The sequence below is a fragment of the Chania multitudinisentens RB-25 genome (assembly GCF_000520015.2).
GTDB lineage: Bacteria > Pseudomonadota > Gammaproteobacteria > Enterobacterales > Enterobacteriaceae > Chania > Chania multitudinisentens.
In genome coordinates, this window is sequence record NZ_CP007044.2 from 4,111,296 (window position 1) to 4,129,797 (window position 18,502).

An 18,502-nucleotide genomic window follows, 5' to 3' on the forward strand; every position below is an offset into this window, starting at 1 on the left:
ATTGCTACCTGTGCCGTGCAGGATGGCTAGGGTAAGCAAAGTGGTAATAACGGTCTTCCACCGCCGTTTGCTTCACCACCCCGTTAAGGATCACCCCTTTGATCGCCACGCCATTTTGCTCAAAACGGCGCAGGCTGGTATCCACCTGTTTGAGGGTATTCACGGCAAATTGCACCACCAGCAGCGTAGTGCCTGCATGATGGCCGACAATTGCGGCATCGGTTACCGCCAGCACCGGCGGGGTATCGATCAACACCAGATCGTAATGCTGCCCAGCCCAGGACAGGAAATGAGCAAAACGCGGGTGCATCAGTAATTCGGAGGGATTCGGCGGTATCTGCCCGCGGGGAACCAAATCAAGATTAGTAATATCGGTGCTCTTGATTGCCCCTTCGTGCGGGAGCTGCCCCGCCAGCATATCGGACAACCCGGCCTCACAAGGGACATTCAGCCAGCGATGCAGGAAACCTTTACGCATATCGCTGTCGATCAGCAATACCCGTTGCCCAGCCTGGGCAAGCACCACGGCCAGATTGCTACAAGTAAAACTCTTGCCGCTGCCCGGGCTGGCGCCAGACACCATCAGAACATTGTTTTTCGCCTCCAGCATGGCGAAATGCAGGCTGGTACGCAGGCTACGAAAGGCCTCTACCGCCAGATCGCCCGGTACTTCCAACGCCAGAATCGGTAATCTTTCACCTTGGTTTTTCATCAGTTGCCGCTGCTGGGTACGGTTACGTTTTTGCTGCCACGCGGATAACGGCACCGTGGTGTAAACGTTGATTCCGTTTTTTTCCAGCTCATCCGCCCCATCGATCCCACGGTGGAATGCTGCGCGCAGTAATACTACGCAGGCTGACAACACGCCCCCTACCAATACCGCCAGGATCACAATCAAAACCTTCTGTGGCTTTACCGGTTTCAGGGTCGTTTCCGCCTCATCGATAACCCGGATATTTCCCACCGTGCCCGCTTTGGCGATGCTCACTTCCTGCTGCTTGTTCAGCAGTTGCAGATAAATTTGTTGGTCCACCTGTACATCGCGGGTAAGACGCAGGATCTCCTGCTGAGTTTTCGGCAGCATCTGCACCTGATTCCCCAGACGCACTTTCTCCGCTTCCAGCGTTGCGCGCTTTTCCAACAGTGCACGGTATGCCGGGTGCTGGTAAGTGTAGAGTTTGGAGATTTCCGCCTCTCTGAATGTCAGTTCATTGAGTTGAGATTCCAGTTGTACCTGAGTATCCAGCACGGACTTAGCCTCCAACGATAAATCCACTGAATCATTCTGCTGGCGAAACTGGTTCAGTTGATTTTCAGCGTTGAGCAGTCTTGCCTGAGTCGTTGGCAATTGTTGCTGTAAAAAAGCCAGCGTTCGCTGCGCTTCTTCCGTTTTACGATCGATATTTTGTTGCCGGTAATTGTTGGTGAGGCTTTGCAGGATAACCTGCGCCAATGGCGGATTTTCGTTTTCCAATCTGAAACTCATGATGCCGCTGTCTTTACCGGCCGAGACAATATTCAGGCTTTTGCGCAAGTCGTCAGCCGCAGTCTGCCGGGCAACCTTGGTGACGATAAAAGTCGTGCCGGGCTGGGCATGCAACCTGTTAACCTGTATGCCCCATGCTCCATCCTGTATTGGCTGCCCGACGCTGCCACTCAATAACCGTTGATCGCCATGGCTCAGGCTAAAACGCTGTGGCCCCAGCACTCTCAGCGTCAGTTTCTCTCCCAGCATCAAAGCCGGAACAGCCAACTCAGCGATAACCAGCACCGGCGCTGCATCGCCGCGCAGGCGGGCGATGCCATTACCAAACAATGGGAAATAATTCGCTTGGGTCCGCACCGTCAAGCCCAGTTCATCTACGGTTTTGCCCACCACATAACGCGAAGTCACCAAAGCAATCTCATCCTGCGCTGCCAGAGCCTGGCCAAGCGCTGCGGCCGGGGTTTCTGGTAGCAGCAGGGCACCGCTTTTAGGCTGCTCGACCTGTACCAATGTGACGGCCTGATAAACTGGGGTTGCCAACAAGGCATAACTCACACCGATCACCGCCGCCAACAGCGTTGCCAGCAAAATACGCCAACGGCCCTGCCATAAGGGGCCAATCAGCCGTTCCCAATCCAGTTTTTCATCCAAGTCTGCCAACACAATCGGCAGCGCTCTGTTCTTCATAATTTCACTTCCTTGATGACCTCTTGCGTGCACATAACAGCCTTAACAGAGATTGGTTAAAAAAACGGAGCAAGAAACAACTAACAATCAACCGGCAACGGACTCTGACCGGATTCATGCAACAATAGGGAATAACCGAGGAAGCAGAATATGAATATCAGCAACATCCGTGCAAAAAATAAAAATTATTCCCTGTTGATACAGCATGTCTCCTCTTGAGCATTATCGATAAGCGCAGATAAAGCAGACCCAATGCCGTTCTGCACAATATTCATCATTTTTGCTTAATCATGTTTGATTATGATGTTTTTGTTTCCACTCTATTTGTGGGCAAATTCATGCTTAATTGTTTTTTCGATTGCCAAGTTAAGCTCAACCGGCGCTACGAAGTTATTTTTTACATTAGAGGTAAATTGGGTTCTGGCACAAAATTTTTGCACTCTGACTCGGCTGACGGGAAATTTTCTTTGGCTGATTTTACTGATAATATCCAAAGCAGCGGCACCGCACATACCTAGCAAATAAGGAATGCGAATAGTCTTATTTTTTCTCCCCAGCGATAAAGAAATAACATTCACCAGTTGGTTCATGGTGAAATCCGGTTTATCCGCATAATTACTGACCTGATAAATTGACCGTTGGTCTAATGCGTGCTCTAACCGGGCAGCAATATTTTCAACATACGCCATCGACTTCATATTATTACCACTGCCAATCATTACGAAGCGGCCGCTGGAAATTTGACGAAACAGGTTATAAACATTACCGCGATTTCCTTCACCAAATACCACCGTTGGGCGAATGATCGTCAACCTGTTCGTATCACTGCTCATACGCCACGCCTCATAAACATACTCGGCCTCCAATTTCGACTTACCGTAATGATTAAACGGCTTAAAAAGCCCTTGTTCATCGGTTTCTTGTTCCACAAAACCGTATACCGCCACCGATGAAGTAAAAATTATTTGTTCGATCCCCAACTCTGCCGCCACCAGGCAAACATTGCGTGCTCCCTCTACATTCACGTCATAATACAATGAAATAGGGTCAACATTATCCTGATGCTCAGCTGCCAGATTGATCACGGCATCGTAGCCTGCTAACGTCTGCCGCAGGCTTTGCACTTGAGTCACATCGCCGTACTGATACATCTGGGGGAAGTGCTCGCTTTCCTTGATATCGATAATTTTCAGTTGCAGATCATGACGAGCCCTCAGTCGTTTAACCAACCAAGTTCCAATGAAACCAGAGCCACCAATAATAGCTACTTTGCGTTTATCCATGATTTATCACTCAGTCAGGTTAACAATATCCCACCACATTGTTGTGGTCCCAAATAGGCATCAGGAAATAAGCACCAGATTGAGCAGTTCATCATCCATTTTCAAATAACAAATAATGAAATAACCTTATCTTGCTATTGTGAAATCAGAATTAAGGATGTAATCGTTCAATATTCCTAATAATTAAAGTCGCAAAACGGAAACAGTGCTTACACTGACTCCGAAGGTAATATAAAAAATGCACCTGCAATTTAAAATCTGACGAATATATAAGCTAACTTTTAGTCTCATGCACCACCGGACGTGCCCTAAATTTATCTTGCGGTAGCTTCGTCACTTCATCATCGTAATAATTGGTATAACGTTTATATTTCATCGGCTCTTGATGTAGCATGGATTCAGGATCAATACACTCAATCCGCATTTCCATCGCAGAACCTTCCTGATATAAACAAATCAACGTCTGCGGGTAAGAACTGCGAGAGCCGTTCAACGTCAGTGACAGTACCAGGTGAGGGCTGTATTGAATATTGTTCCCCACGGGTTGCCGGTTCTGGTTACCTAATACATAAAATAAATGTGAAATAACCAAGAATGAAACAAACACGGTCAGGTATTTCATCGCTCTGTTTAGCGGAAAAGGAGAAAATGCGCTTGCATGTTGTGGCTCATGCGCCACTGATGCTTTATTCATTCCCTCAAATGCGTCTGGTTGTATTACATCGTCCAGAACATTATTTTCAAAACACATTTCTTCATCTATTTCATCATCACCCCTACATTCTATTTCAGACGGTTCTGATTGAATATCATCTTCAGACATTTTTTCATTCAACCATGGGTCATCAGGAACGAAGACATCTTCCTCAGTAATAAAGTGAAAGATCGCTTTATTCTCGACCTTATAGCCCAGACGAGGAATGGTTCTGATAATAGTATGCCCATTATCACCAATTTTTTGACGAATTGATTTAATTGTCTGATTTATCGTTGAATCTGAGCAGTAAGTCCCTTTCCAAATATTTTCTATAATTTCCGAACGGCTCACCAGTTCAGGTGAGCGAGCAACCAGGAGTGAAAGTATCTGATACTCCTTCCAACGCAGACGAGATTTCTTCCTGGAAGGTATCAAAACATCAAGATTTCTAATTTTTATTCCTTTTTCAGCATTCACTTTGAATGTCCTTAATATAATTATCCTGAATACTTTGTATAGAAATATGAAACAATGTTCAAGGAATTAAAGCGAAACTCAGCGAGTTATATTTTTTTTACTGTTTACTTTTCTAGAAATCAGTGATTTCATCTTTTATAAATTTTATCACTTTTCCACACATCAATAGGAGTATTCCAAAAAGAAACCAATAGGTATAAATAATCAGTGCCATGCCTCGCTGACAAAAAACCATCTAATCAATTGATTATTATCATAAAAACAAAAAAAAATCAGCGATTGGACGCCACAGTGAAATCATGTTCATAACATAAAATCGAAATTAATTTATACCCTAACCTGGCTACTTATTTTGTATAATATGCTGGATTTATCACCGGTTAGAATTATCTTATCTCATCACTTTTTTTCGTTTTATTCCCGGCGACGTCCTAATCGACTCCCTGTCGTCATTAATAACACCAATGTTCACTCATACAAACATTTAAGAATTGACCTCATAATAAAAAATTAACGATTCCCAATCATTACCCCTACATTTCATACCACTTTTTAAGCAGTGCGATAGCAAAAATGAAATACCAAAAAACGTGATTTCATATAAAAAGCTTTTAATTAATCCAGATAAAGTTAAAACCCCTCAAACATAATAATATTTCATCTTATCTCAGTGAAATATTCTAAATCACCCAAGGCGAAATTATTGCTGAATGAAAAGCGATGAATTGGCTGGTTAACTTCAAATTTCACAACTATCACCGATAGCGCCTCAAAACAGCTTTCTGATCCTAACAATTTTTCACGTAGCGCTACTGCTGAATATCCGCTGCCAATGATGCCCTATACCTATCAGCATTAAGCTCTGCGGCACGGTTAAACAGGATTTTTCTCATTAAATTATTGGATAAAACCTCAAACGTTGGGCCAGTGGAACCCTGCAATCGCCTTGAAGCACAACTCATTTACCGAAGGTGGTATTGCTTAGAGAGTAATAAGGAAAGACGGCCGAACAGCACATTCTACCATTCGGGGTAAACATGCTGAGCGGACGCCTTTAAGCGAATGATGATCGGCAGCCTGGCGTTAGCAAGCTTGCTGCCGTCAAGCCATGCATCAAGTAACTGATCCACCGCTTCCAGACCGAGAGTATCACCCAGAACGCGGATAAACTTTGCGTGAGTGCACAACGATAAAGCCATCATCACGGTAAATGGGGCAAATTTGCCAAAATTTGACCTGCTGAACACTTTTTGCATTAAATCTGATAATCAAGCTCATGTTCCCATTGAGCAGAGAAAACCTTTTCTTTAATTTCCGTTAACGAGAGAGAAGGATTACATAACTGGATAAATCGCCAGGTATAATTACGCTGTAATTGGCTGCGCTTCAGCCCTAACCAGACGGTATTGGGTTCAAACAAATGTTCAGCGTTGAGGTTAAGCAACCCACGGTCACGCTCTTTTTCAAAAGACATATCCGCGACGATCCCCACTCCTAATCCCAATGCAACATAGGTTTTGATCACATCAGAATCCTGGGCACTCAGTGCAATATCCGGCGTCAGCCCCGCCGCCTTAAAAGCCGCATCCAGCCGCGAGCGCCCACTGATCCCTTGGCGGTAAGTAATTAGCGGCAAGGTGCTGAGCATTTCCAACGTCACCTGGGGTTGAGATGCCAATTGATGCCCTTCTGGCACCAAAACCGTATGGTGCCAACGGTAATAAGGGAAGGCCGCCAGTGATTCGTCATTCATCAGCCGTTCGCTGGCAATGCCGATATCGGCCTCACCAGACGCCAACATGCCAACAATTTCCTCCGGGCTGCCCTGGTTGAGCACCACACGCACACGCGGATACAGCGCGCGGAACTCTTTAATCACCGCCGGTAAGCTGTAGCGAGCCTGAGTATGGGTGGTGGCAATATGCAGCTGACCAGCATCGCTATTGCTGAAAACATCTGCCAAGCGGCGAATATGATTGGCATCGTTAAGAATACGTTCAGCGACAACCAGCAATTCTTTGCCCGGTTCCGTCATGCCTAATAAGCGCTTGCCTCGACGGATAAATATTTCAATACCTAATTCTTCTTCCAACTCCCGAATATGGCGACTAACGCCAGATTGTGAAGTAAATAGCGTATTGGCAACATCCGTCAGGTTGTAGTTGCAGCGTGCCGATTCACGAATAATTTTTAATTGCTGAAAGTTCATCCAGCGCCCTCTTTCGATCAATATTGTTGATAACATTGATACGGAATCTGTTTAAGAGGAACAAATAAGAAATAAACTTTACTTATGCTTTTTAATACTAAATGATTTTTTCTCGCTGCTGACCGGTGGCATAATAACAGATAAATACCTTTTAATTTATACAGTTAAATGCTCATTTTCTGTATATGGTGCAAGGAGGTGGTAAACAACGTTATGAGTTAGAAAGATTAGATATATAAGCAATCACCCAAAAGACCATCAATAGCCCCAGCGGTGAGGTAAAAAAATGTGGCGCAACAAAGTGCACCACATAAAGGAACAAGAGATTATTTTATTCAAACCGCCACTTCACCACCGAGCGCACCAGGCGCATTCTGCTGCAACCATTGGCGCACGTAATCCACCAAATCACCGATGCACTCATCTTTCATACCGTGGCTTTTCAACTCATTATCCAACGCAAACAGGTATTGTGCGTTAGTACCCAGCGGGCCGCTGGCATTGGCGATCAACGGCGCAATCACCTGATAGCGAGTGTCTTCCTCACACAACGGGTGCTGCGGGTTCATTATAAAAACCAGTGCAGTCACTACTCTGCCATCTTCCAACGTCAGATCGCACCAGGTTGGCAGATAGCAACCCGTCACCATTTCACGTTTCCACAACAACTCCAGTTCTTCACGCAGTTTTTCTTCCGGCAAACGGAACGCCAAACCGATGGTTTGCCCACCCTCTTTCAATGCCAACATGCGCCCTGGCTGAGCCAGCGTGCCACGCCCGGCGGTCAAACGCAGGCAAAACGCACGATGCCAACCCTGCAAAGTGGCAGAGCGTATCTCTTCTGATTCAAATACCGGGTTCCACATCAACGAGCCGTAACCAAATATCCACACGGGGCTATTATTCGGACGGCGTGACAATGTACATTCTAATGATGCCAAACGCTGTTCTGGTGTCAGCAACAGCGACTCTTCAATCGTGCCGAATGCAGTTTTGCAATCTGCATTTTGCAGAAAATCTCGTGTTAACACCTAATACAACCTCCTGGGAATAGGATTGCCCTATCCCCTTTTCGCCACTACGTCTTTGCAATTTTATTTTACGGAAATTTATTAATTCAATAAAACCGTCGTTATATAAATAACCTTATTCGGTTCTTGCATTATAATCAAGTTTCCAAGCAATTTAGAGACTATTCCAAGAGGCACTTAATGTAAGAAAGCATTTATCTGTAACAACAATAATATTAACAGCGGCAAATTTTCACTCTTGTATGCATAGCTCAGACATTTTCTTAACAAGCCTGAACATTGTTGTCGGTACAAAAAACAGTCACTACCTTTCCTGCCCATCAGCTTGCCGCACACGCCTTAAATCAAACAATTCTCATTATCATATGACATGATATACTTCACGCAGAATGACAAAGGAGAATACCGTGACGACTGCCACCCCACGTACCCGAGCCCCTTATTTGATTGAAGTCACCCGCCTGCGTGATATCACGCCACATCTGCGTTGTATTACCTTCAGCGCCCCAGATTTGTGCCACTATCCCGCTAACGCGGCAGCTGCCCACATCAAACTCTTCTTACCGCTTGAGGGCCAGACACAGCCAGATCTGCCAACGTTAAGCGAGAATGGGCCAGTATGGGCTGCCGATGCACGGCGCCCAATTGTGCGTACCTACTCAATACGTGCCGTGCGGCCACAGCAGGCTGAAATTGATATTGAATTTGCTTTGCATGAGCATAACGGCCCGGCTGTCAATTTTGCCCGCCAGGCCAAACCGGGGGATAAAGTCGGCATCAGCAACCCTGGAGGCCCAAAACCCATGTTGCCAGCAGCGGATTTTTACTGCCTGGCTGGCGATCCGTCGTCGTTGCCCGCCATTGCAGCATTGCTGGAAAACCTGCCCGCACACAGCGAAGGGCAGGCCTTTATTCGTGTCGATACCCCAGCCGACGTGATTGCGCTGAAAAAGCCAGCCGGTTTTGAACTGAGTTGGATTATTGGCGGCACCGAAAAAACCGCAGAGCTCATTACCCAGTTCTGCTCACAACCACTGCCACAAAGTGGCACCCATTTCTGGTTGGCGGGTGAAGATCGTTTGGTCGTCGAACTGCGCCGTTACCTGCGCCGGGAATTGAAATGCGATCGTAACCAGCTTTATGCTGTGCCTTACTGGCGTGAGGGGCTAAATGAAGAGAGTTATCACAATAAAAGGCATGAGATCATGGATAACATTGATGCATGACTGCCGATTTCTTCCTTATTTGCCATAATAATGCGCGATAAAATCAACTTTATCGCCGCTTAGCACAGAAAAAGTACCTTATCACGTAAAAATATGTAAAAAAAACCGCATAAGCTGCGGTTTTTTTGTTACGCTTGTTACATAAGGCAAACCATTGCTTTCCTAAGTTAAAACAACACCACATCATTACCCGGCATCACCCGCAGGGTGTATTCTATTAATATATCCCCTTCGTTTTCAAACAGCAGGGGTTGGTTGCCGGCACTATCCCAAGTTGATTGGGGTGAGTTCTGTAGCGCCTGCCTGGTACTTGAAATCCGTGGGGTGTAACAACTTTCTGAATACGCAGAACTGCCGGTTCTGCGATGACGGAACCATGCTGTTTGAGAAGGAGAATCACCGAAATGAAGTCGCACACTGATCCTGGCCGCTCCAAATCCCGTCATACCGAGTATTCGCTTATTTTTCCGATTACAGCCCTGGTGGTACTCAATCTGTGGGGCAGTACCAGCAATTTTCCGCTGATCGTCGGTATTAACATTGTGGCGCTGGTAGGGATACTCAGTAGTGCTTTCAGCGTTGTGCGCCATGCTGACGTGCTGGCCCATCGGTTAGGCGAGCCCTACGGTTCACTGATCCTCAGTCTGTCGGTCGTGATATTGGAAGTGAGCCTGATTTCAGCCTTGATGGCGGCCGGTGATGCCGCTCCCGCCCTGATGCGTGACACGCTTTATTCGATCATCATGATTGTCACCGCTGGCCTGGTAGGTGTGGCGCTCTTGCTCGGTGGGCGCAAATTTGCCACCCAGTACGTTAACCTCGGTGGTATCAAACAATATCTGATGGCTATCTTCCCGCTGGCAATCATCGTGCTGGTATTGCCCAGCGCCCTGCCGGGCGGTAATTTCGGCACTGGTCAATCCTTGCTGGTCGCCGCGATCTCCGCAGCCATGTACGGCGTGTTTTTGCTGATCCAGACCAAAACGCACCAAAGCCTGTTTGTGTATGAACACGAAGATGATGATGGCGATCCGCACCATGGTAAGCCTTCCTCGCACAGCAGCCTGTGGCACGCCGCCTGGCTGATCGTACATCTGATTGCCGTGATTGCAGTGACCAAATTTAACGCGAATCCGTTGGAAGGTTTGCTGACCAAGCTGAATGCCCCAGCGCAGTTTACCGGTTTCCTGGTGGCGTTACTGATTCTTTCCCCAGAAGGATTGGGAGCGTTGCGTGCCGTACTGAATAACCAAGTGCAGCGCGCCATGAACCTGTTTTTCGGTTCGGTGTTGGCCACCATCTCCCTGACGGTTCCTGCGGTCACGCTTATCGCTACCCTCACCGGCCAGACGCTGATCTTTGGCCTTCAGGCTCCGCATATCGTAGTGATGCTCACGGTACTGATCCTGTGCCATATTTCCTTCTCCACTGGCAGAACCAACGTACTGAATGGCACTGCGCATCTGGCACTGTTCGCCGCTTATATGATGACCATTTTTGCCTGATGTCTTGCTCTGCCTATGGACTGACCCCACAACAGTAGACATATCCTGTCCTCACGACGAGGCCTGTTCGAAGGCCTCCGGACTGAGACCGCCAAGGTGACTGTGGCGCCGGGCCCGGTTGTAGAACACTTCAATGTAATCGAAGATATCAGCCCGGGCCAGATCCCGGGTTTTGTAGATCCGTTTTCTGATCCGTTCTTTTTTCAGCGAACTGAAGAACGATTCTGCTACAGCATTATCCCAGCAGTTGCCACGCCGGCTCATACTTGGCGCCAGGTTGTTGGCCCGGCAGAAGCGTTGCCAGTCATCACTACCGTACTGACTACCCTGGTCCGAATGCACGATAACCTCACTTTCCGGTTTTCGTCGCCACACCGCCATCATCAGTGCATCCAGCGCCAGCTCGCGTGAAAGAGTGGGTTTCATCGACCAGCCCACCACATTACGGGCGAAGAGATCGATGACCACTGCCAGATACAGCCAGCCCTGCCAGGTGCGGATATAGGTAATATCTGTCACCCAGACCTGGTTGGCCCGGGTGACGGTAAACTGCCGCTGCACGCGATTTGGGGCAACAACAGAAGGTCTGCCGGCGATACGACGCGGGGCTTTATAGCCGCGCACGGCTTTGATTCGGTTCAGTTGCATAATACGACTCACCCGGTTTTTACCGCAGGTTTCCCCGATTTCATTTAGATCACCATGAACCCGACGATAACCGTATACGCCTCCACTCAGTGAATATGAGTCACGGATGAGCGCCAGCAGACGCTGATTATCGTTATCGCGCACTGAAACCGGGTTATGCAGCCACGCATAGAACCCGGCTCGGGCGACGCACAGCACCCGACACATCGTCATGACACCCCATACAGCACGGTGCTCATTGATAAAGCGGTACTTCAGTCGGGCTCCCTTGCAAAGTACCGCGCGGCCTTTTTAAGAATATCCCGTTCTTCTTCAGTGCGCTTTAACTGAGCCCTGAGCTTCAGGATCTCACTTTTGGCCTCCAGAAGATCATGGGCATGCTGTTCGCTGTTATCAGGCTTGATGGCCCGTAGCCACTTGTAAAGACTGTGTGCAGAAACCCCAAGACGGTCAGAAACTTCAGCAACGGAATAGCCGCGCTCCGTTATTTGACGGACGGCTTCTTCCTTAAATTCAGGTGTAAATCGTGGTGTGCCCATACGTTCCTCCTATGCTCAAACTATAGGGCAGGATCGTCTACCGGGGTGGGGTCAGTCCAACTATAGGGCAGGATCGTCTACCGGGGTGGGGTCAGTCCACTACTCGTTGCAGAGCGTCTGATAAAACGGGGCCAGATAGAGGCCCCGTTTGAATAACATCGCTTTATCCGCTGGTCAACTCACCAACGTTTATCAACGAAGCCAGTGGATAAAAAAGGCCGCCGCAGCGACCTTTTTATTAATTAAGGTTGAATTAACTGTAAGCGTTGAGCGTGCGCTGGCACAGCAGGGAGCGGACGCAGTCTTGTTTATCAAAACGGATAATGCCGACCATTTCGTCCTCTTCGAAGCGTTCCAACGCATCACTCAGGCCGGATTTCACCCCACGTGGCAAATCGCACTGAGTAATATCCCCATTGACGATCACCGTCACATTCTCACCCAAACGAGTGAGGAACATCTTCATCTGGCTTGCCGTGACGTTCTGGGCTTCGTCCAGGATCACCACCGCGTTTTCAAAAGTACGCCCACGCATATAGGCGAAAGGCGCAATTTCCACCTTGCCGATCTCCGGGCGCAGGCAGTATTGCATAAACGACGATCCTAAACGGCGCAGCAGAATGTCATACACCGGCCGGAAATAAGGGGCGAATTTCTCAGCGATATCTCCTGGTAAGAAACCGAGATCTTCATCCGCCTGTAAAACTGGACGCGTGACAATAATCCGATCCACCTCTTTATGTATCAGGGCTTCTGCCGCTTTGGCAGCGCTGATGAACGTTTTGCCGCAACCGGCTTCACCGGTGGCAAATATCAACTGCTTATTCTCTATGGCTGATAAGTAATGACCTTGAGCTTCGGTTCTCGCCTCAATGGTAGAGGTATCCCGGCTGTCACGTGCCATGCCGATAGATTCAATACCACCCATTTGTACCAGCGATGTGACGGTTTCTTCTTCACGCTGGCGATGACTACGTGCGTCACGACGAATGACGCGTTTGGCTTCACGACGTGCTTTGATCACTGCTTTCTGTCTTCCCATAGTGGCACCTTACAGTTTGTTTCACCTACCGCAGCGGCATCATGTGCCGTGCGATTACGTTTCACACATGTACAGGTTCTGGCTTCCTTTGGAGCCAACATAAGCCGGTGGATAATACGAATACGCGGCAGCATGGAAATGCACCGTTTCTTCACAGGACAACGCGATGTTTACTGGATAAGAGAGTGTGTCAGCTAGGCGGTTGAGCAAGAAAAGCCAAGAATCGGTCAGAAATTGAGAGCCGGAGGGAGAGCCCTCGTTACAACGAGAAATCAGGGAGGAGATATTATTTATTGTTTGCAGCCCAACCAAGGACTTTACCATTAGCGATCCCCGCAGTGATATTTACAGCATCAAGCTGTACACCGTGTGAAAACTACCGCCAGATGATTACAGTATAATGACATTTAAACTCGCTGCGTTACTAAAATGTAAAAAAATTTAATATCGCGGATTTTTAGATCTCACCGAAATACACATCACGTCACGGCCATAAACTTAATAATAATGAATAATCAAATAGTTATAATTATTCATTGATTGAAATTTAAACAAAAAAGCGCAGCCTGTGCTGCGCTTTGATTTTTGTGATTAAAATTTTACCACTTCAGGCCCGTAATAGACCGCTGGCAAAATAATCATCCGGCGCTTTAACCCCCGGTAATGCAAAGAAGTATCCACCACCAATCGGCCGGATATATTCTTCCAATGCTTCGCCATTCAACCGTTTCTGCACCGTCAGGAAACCTTTTTCCAGGTCGGATTGATAACAGATAAACAGCAATCCCATTTCCAATTGACCGGAATTAGAAACACCCAGTGAATAACTGTAGCCACGGCGCAACATCAGGCTGCTTTCAGTTACCGGCGTGCGTGGATTAGCCAACCGAATATGAGCGTCCAGCGGGATCATTTTGCCTTCGGGATCGTTGGCATAATCCGGTTCGTCGTGCTCATGTTTCATGCCCAACGGCGCACCGCTGTGTTTTTCACGGCCAAAAATAGTCTGCTGTTCCTGCAACGGTGTACGATCCCAAAATTCCACATGGAAACGGATAAGACGCGCGGCCTGATAGCTGCCACCTACCGCCCAGGCGGGTTCCCCTGCGTTATCCCCTACCCACACCACCTGATCCATCAACGAGTTATCGCTGGTTTTCGGGTTAGCCGTACCGTCCTTAAAACCCAACAGATTAATCGGTGTTTCCTGGCCTTGGCTGCGCGCTGAATGGGCAGAGATAAACCCTTCACGCCGCCAGCGTACGCTAAGCAAATCTGGCGAATGTTTGATGATATCGCGCAGCGCGTGGATCACGGTTTCATTGGTGTTAGCACAAATTTGCAGTAACAGATCGCCATGACACAAAGCAGCATCTAGCGAATCATTCGGAAAGCGCGTCATTTTCTGCAAATGCAACGGTTTACTGGCTTGCAAACCAAAACGTTCGTCAAACAACGAGGCACCAACCGACAGGGTAATCGTCAGATTATCCGGGTAGATTTCCGGGCCCATAATGCCGGAATCCAACGGTGGCAACTTAGGATCGACCTCCGGCGCTCTCCCGCCATGAGTAAGGAAAACAATCCGGGTGGTCAATAGGCGAAACAAGCGCTCAAGATCTTGCTTGTTGGTGGCCAGCACATCGAACGCCACCAGCATCATTGCCGCTTGTTGTGGAGTGAGAATTCCGGCCTGGTGCGTGCCATAAAATGGCTGCTTCTGCCAACGTTCATCCTGCGACTGCGCCAGCGGCTCGGTGGCAGTCTCTGCCGCCGGTGCAAGAGAAGCCCCGCCCAACGCCAGCGCCCCCCCCATCATGCCCAACCCTTGCAACAAACGCCTGCGCGAAGGCGATGGAGCACCGTGCTGAGTCAGCGGCCCGTTTTCCGGGGTAATATCATTCATGATCTGCCGCCTTAATCCAGGCCCAATACACCGCGCAGCTGCGATAAATCTTCCGCCAGCGTGGTGATTGGCCCTTTCATTGCATTACGATCGGCATCGGTCAGCTTCTCGTAAGACTCATAACCTTCTGCGGTTTTGTATCTCGCCAAAACGGCATCGACCGTTTTGAAGTTGGCATCAATCTTTTCCAACAGTGGCTTATTGGCTTTTTCCAGCAACGGACGCAACAAATTAACGATCTTCTGCGCCCCATCCACGTTAGCCTGGAAATCCCACAGGTCGGTACGGCTGTAACGATCTTCTTCACCGCTGATTTTACTGGCTGCCACTTCTTCGATCAGGCCCGCTGCGCCGCCAACCACTTTGCTGGGTGGGAAGGTTAATTCGCTGATGCGCTTTTGCAGTTCCAGCGTATCGTTATAAAGACGATCGGCGTATTCCTTCATCCCTTCGGTGGTGTTATCAGCAAACAGGGCTTTCTCCAAACGGTGGAAACCGGTGAAGTTCGGATCTTGCGCCTTTTGCTCGTAATCATCTTCACGGGCATCAATGCTGCCATCCAGATCGGAGAACAGTTCAGCAATCGGCTCAATGCGCTCGTAATGCTGGCGGGTTGGCGCATACAGTTTACGCGCCTGTGCCACATCACCGGCCTTAATCGCATCGGTAAACAGCTTGGTTTGCTTGACCAACCCTTCAACTTCTTTAGTCACGTAGACTTTATATTCCGCAATCGGGCCAACCAGATCCAGCGCATTCGGTTTACCATCGCTCACCGCACCGGCTACTGCGGTGACCGTCAGCTTGCCTTTCGGGTTACTCAATAAACCACAGGTCATATCGTATTCACCTGGTTCCAGGTTTGCCGTCATCTTCTGGGTGAAACCTGGGGCGATATTCTCGCGTTCTTCCACCACCATCACCCCTTTGAGGATTTCCCACTCAAGGTTTTTTTGGCTGGCATTACGCACCACAAACTGGGTTTTACCTGCCGCTACGGTCAATTGCATCGGTTCACACTGTTTGTCGTTAACGGTGACCTTGACCTGCGGCACATCTGCTGCCAACCCATTGAAGCTCAACGCGCAGGCGGGAACAGTCAACAAAACCGCGTGCAGCGCCTTACGGCGAAATAACGGAGTAAACATACGAGATTCCCTATTAAATTAATGATGAGTTTTACGTTGCACCGGGATCACGGCAGATGCCGTGCGCTGCGGTAAAAAGAAGAAAATCAACGCCGGGATTAGATAAAAGAAATAGACTGCCACTTCACTGACCGTTGGCGCTTCTTGATAACCGAACATCCCCTCCAGTAAGGTCCCTAACAGCGAATGCGTTGACAAGCTGTTACTGAGATCGAAGGCGATATCCTGAAAATGATTCCACAGGCCAGCTTCGTGGAAAGCGCGAATCGCGCCAGCCGCCAACCCTGCGGCGACAAACAGAATAAACAGGCTGGTCCACTTGAAGAATTTGGCCAGATGCAGCTTCACACCGCCCCAATAAATCAACATCCCGACCCCAATGGCGCAGGTCAGCCCCAGGATCGCACCAATCGGCGCTTCAATACCGACATCCTGCTGAAACGCCGCCAACAGGAAAAACACCGATTCCAACCCTTCACGCGCAACGGCAAAAAAGACCATTGCGACCAACGCCCAACCTTGGCTCTTACTGGAACTCAGTGCGTGGTCGATCGCCCCTTCCAGGTGAACTTTGACCGATTTGGACACCTTACGCATCCAGAACACCATATAGGTCAGGATGCAGACCGCGACCACCGCCACCAGCCCTTCGAACAGTTCTTGCTGTTTCTGTGGGAATTCGCCGGTGGTTTCATTGATGAAAATACCCAATGCCAAGCACAGAATGGCGGCGGCAATCACCCCAATCCACATGGCACCCAGCCATTGGCCCCGCTGTGTCCGTTTCAAATAACTGGCGATCAGGCTAACGATCAGTGCGGCTTCCAGCCCTTCACGGAACATGATAAGAAAGGGAACAAACATAGAATTTTAACCCCCGAAAAGGTGCTTGCAATAAGCCGCTGAGTGACGAGGAGTTGAACAACGGCAATGTAAAGAAAAGTAAACCTTAACGAGAGTGATTATCATTCTATAGAAAAGAAAAACAAGAGTAAGATGCGTGATTTTTTCTAATAGATGTCGCCAACGGTTACCAGGGCGGAGAAAAGCAGGCCAGAAAGGAAATTGCATAATAACCTCTCCCCAGTTATCTGAGGAGAGGTTCAAGAGGAATTACACCGTTTTAAACTCGGCTTCTGCCTGACCAAAACGTTCAGTGATGGTAGCCGAAGGTTGGCGCCCCATCAGGCTGACCAGCACAATGGCGATGCAGCCAAACAGGAAACCTGGGATAATTTCATACAGATCCAGCCAGGCATATTGTTTCCAGACGATCACCGTGATCGCCCCAACCAGCATCCCCGCCAACGCTCCGTTGCGGGTCATACGCGACCACATCACCGAGATCAGCACCACCGGGCCAAACGCCGCACCAAAACCAGCCCAGGCGTAACTGACCAGGCCCAGCACGCGGTTTTCCGGGTTAGCGGCCAAAGCAATCGCCACCAGTGCAACCACCAGCACCATGACACGCCCAACCCACACCAGCTCTTGTTGGCTGGCCCCTTTACGCAAGAAGGCTTTGTACAAATCCTCCGTAATGGCGCTTGAACATACCAGCAGTTGGCAACTCAAGGTACTCATGACTGCGGCCAGAATCGCCGACAGCAACACGCCGGCAATCCAAGGGTTAAACAGCAACATCGCCAGTTCGATAAACACACGCTCACCGTTTTCTGCAACATTCCCTGCCTGATCCGGGTTATTGGCAAAATACGCAATCCCAAAGAAGCCCACGGCAATGGTGCCTGCCAGACACAGAATCATCCAGGTCATACTGATACGGCGCGCACTACGGATAGTCCGGTGAGAATCTGCCGCCATAAAACGCGCCAGAATGTGCGGCTGGCCAAAATACCCCAGCCCCCAGCCCAACAGCGACAGGATCGCCACCAGATTCAACCCTTTCAACATATCAATGTTGGCCGGGTTTTTAGCGGCAATCACCAGCATGGAACTGTCGATTCCCCCAACGGCGAAAATCACAATGACCGGGGTAAGGATCAGCGCAAAAATCATCAGGCTGGCCTGCACGGTATCGGTCCAGCTGACCGCCAGAAAACCGCCGATAAAAGTATAAAGGATGGTCGCCGCCGCCCCGGCCCACAGCGCGGTTGCGTAGCTCATGCCAAAGGTGCTTTCAAACAGACGCGCCCCAGCAACGATGCCGGAGGCACAATAGATGGTGAAGAACACCAGAATAACAATGGCGGAAATCACCCGCAGTAGTTTGCTGTTGTCTTCGAAACGGTTGGTAAAGTAGTCCGGCAATGTCAGAGCGTTATTATTGACTTCGGTATGCACACGCAGCCGGCCTGCCACCAGTTTCCAGTTCAAATAAGCCCCGACAGTCAGACCAATCGCAATCCAGCTTTCCGAAATCCCGGACAGGAAGATAGCCCCTGGTAACCCCATCAATAACCAGCCACTCATGTCGGATGCCCCGGCGGAAAGTGCGGTCACTACGCTGCCCAGGCTGCGGCCTCCCAGAATATAATCGTCGAAGTTATTCGTTGCCCGGTAGGCGACTAAGCCGATAAAAACCATTCCAAAGATATACACCAGAAAGGTTACCAACATAGGTATGCTTGCTGTCATTCCACTCTCCACTTTCATTA

Annotated in this window: 15 protein-coding genes; 3 read left to right on the forward strand and 12 right to left on the reverse strand. The window is 48.9% G+C overall.

The window, feature by feature from the left end:
- Nucleotides 1–4: 4 nt before the first annotated feature.
- The 6 genes from Z042_RS18200 to Z042_RS18225 form a co-directional block, all read right to left on the reverse strand.
- Nucleotides 5–2,173 carry a polysaccharide biosynthesis tyrosine autokinase gene (locus tag Z042_RS18200; RefSeq protein WP_024910191.1) on the reverse strand — a complete coding sequence of 723 codons (2,169 nt, stop codon included), beginning with the start codon at nucleotides 2,171–2,173 and terminating at the stop codon, nucleotides 5–7.
- 320 nt (nucleotides 2,174–2,493) lie between these two features.
- The gene (locus tag Z042_RS18205) at nucleotides 2,494–3,456 is read right to left on the reverse strand and encodes an NAD-dependent epimerase/dehydratase family protein (RefSeq protein ID WP_024910190.1); all 963 of its coding nucleotides are present in this window, start codon (nucleotides 3,454–3,456) and stop codon (nucleotides 2,494–2,496) included.
- A 274-nt stretch (nucleotides 3,457–3,730) separates the two neighbouring features.
- Complete coding sequence (locus Z042_RS18210) at nucleotides 3,731–4,630, reverse strand: winged helix-turn-helix domain-containing protein (RefSeq protein ID WP_024910189.1); 900 nt, start codon at nucleotides 4,628–4,630, stop codon at nucleotides 3,731–3,733.
- Nucleotides 4,631–5,649: 1,019 nt separating this feature from the next.
- Nucleotides 5,650–5,886, reverse strand: a complete 237-nt coding sequence (locus Z042_RS18215) for a hypothetical protein (RefSeq protein ID WP_024910188.1) — start codon at nucleotides 5,884–5,886, stop codon at nucleotides 5,650–5,652.
- Nucleotides 5,886–6,839, reverse strand: coding sequence for an HTH-type transcriptional regulator Cbl (gene cbl, locus Z042_RS18220; protein WP_024910187.1), 954 nt, complete (start codon nucleotides 6,837–6,839; stop codon nucleotides 5,886–5,888). The genes Z042_RS18215 and cbl overlap by 1 nt, the downstream gene beginning before the upstream one ends.
- A gap of 335 nt (nucleotides 6,840–7,174) precedes the next feature.
- Nucleotides 7,175–7,870: a gamma-glutamylcyclotransferase gene (locus Z042_RS18225; protein ID WP_024910186.1), complete on the reverse strand. Its 696-nt coding sequence runs from the start codon at nucleotides 7,868–7,870 to the stop codon at nucleotides 7,175–7,177.
- A gap of 370 nt (nucleotides 7,871–8,240) precedes the next feature.
- Here Z042_RS18225 and Z042_RS26965 point away from each other — a divergent pair, with 370 nt between their 5' ends.
- The 3 genes from Z042_RS26965 (at nucleotide 8,241) to chaA (ending at nucleotide 10,601) form a co-directional block, all read left to right on the forward strand.
- Entirely contained in the window at nucleotides 8,241–8,321 is an 81-nt protein-coding gene (locus Z042_RS26965) for a hypothetical protein (RefSeq protein ID WP_470255786.1), read from the forward strand.
- Nucleotides 8,317–9,096: a siderophore-interacting protein gene (locus tag Z042_RS18230; RefSeq protein ID WP_470255788.1), complete on the forward strand. Its 780-nt coding sequence runs from the start codon at nucleotides 8,317–8,319 to the stop codon at nucleotides 9,094–9,096. The genes Z042_RS26965 and Z042_RS18230 overlap by 5 nt, the downstream gene beginning before the upstream one ends.
- 404 nt (nucleotides 9,097–9,500) lie before the next feature.
- Nucleotides 9,501–10,601, forward strand: coding sequence for a sodium-potassium/proton antiporter ChaA (gene chaA, locus Z042_RS18235; RefSeq protein WP_024910184.1), 1,101 nt, complete (start codon nucleotides 9,501–9,503; stop codon nucleotides 10,599–10,601).
- A 51-nt stretch (nucleotides 10,602–10,652) separates the two neighbouring features.
- Here chaA and Z042_RS18240 read toward each other — a convergent pair.
- From Z042_RS18240 to putP, 6 genes are all read right to left on the reverse strand, one after another.
- Nucleotides 10,653–11,788, reverse strand: a protein-coding gene (locus tag Z042_RS18240; RefSeq protein ID WP_202901318.1) for an IS3 family transposase whose coding sequence is annotated in 2 segments (ribosomal slippage) — nucleotides 10,653–11,542 and nucleotides 11,542–11,788 — 1,137 coding nt in all. Because the reading frame shifts where the segments join, the coding sequence is not laid out codon by codon here.
- 253 nt (nucleotides 11,789–12,041) lie between these two features.
- Nucleotides 12,042–12,830 carry a phosphate starvation-inducible protein PhoH gene (phoH, locus tag Z042_RS18250; protein ID WP_024912039.1) on the reverse strand — a complete coding sequence of 263 codons (789 nt, stop codon included), beginning with the start codon at nucleotides 12,828–12,830 and terminating at the stop codon, nucleotides 12,042–12,044.
- 607 nt (nucleotides 12,831–13,437) lie between these two features.
- A complete protein-coding gene (gene efeB, locus Z042_RS18255) occupies nucleotides 13,438–14,739 on the reverse strand; it encodes an iron uptake transporter deferrochelatase/peroxidase subunit (protein ID WP_024912038.1) in 1,302 nt (433 codons plus the stop codon).
- 8 nt (nucleotides 14,740–14,747) lie between these two features.
- Nucleotides 14,748–15,884, reverse strand: coding sequence for an iron uptake system protein EfeO (gene efeO, locus Z042_RS18260; RefSeq protein ID WP_024912037.1), 1,137 nt, complete (start codon nucleotides 15,882–15,884; stop codon nucleotides 14,748–14,750).
- 18 nt (nucleotides 15,885–15,902) lie between these two features.
- Nucleotides 15,903–16,748 (reverse strand): iron uptake transporter permease EfeU, encoded by an 846-nt coding sequence (gene efeU / locus Z042_RS18265; protein WP_024912036.1) that lies wholly within the window; start codon nucleotides 16,746–16,748, stop codon nucleotides 15,903–15,905.
- 249 nt (nucleotides 16,749–16,997) lie between these two features.
- The gene (putP, locus tag Z042_RS18270) at nucleotides 16,998–18,482 is read right to left on the reverse strand and encodes a sodium/proline symporter PutP (RefSeq protein WP_024912035.1); all 1,485 of its coding nucleotides are present in this window, start codon (nucleotides 18,480–18,482) and stop codon (nucleotides 16,998–17,000) included.
- Nucleotides 18,483–18,502 lie beyond the last annotated feature (20 nt).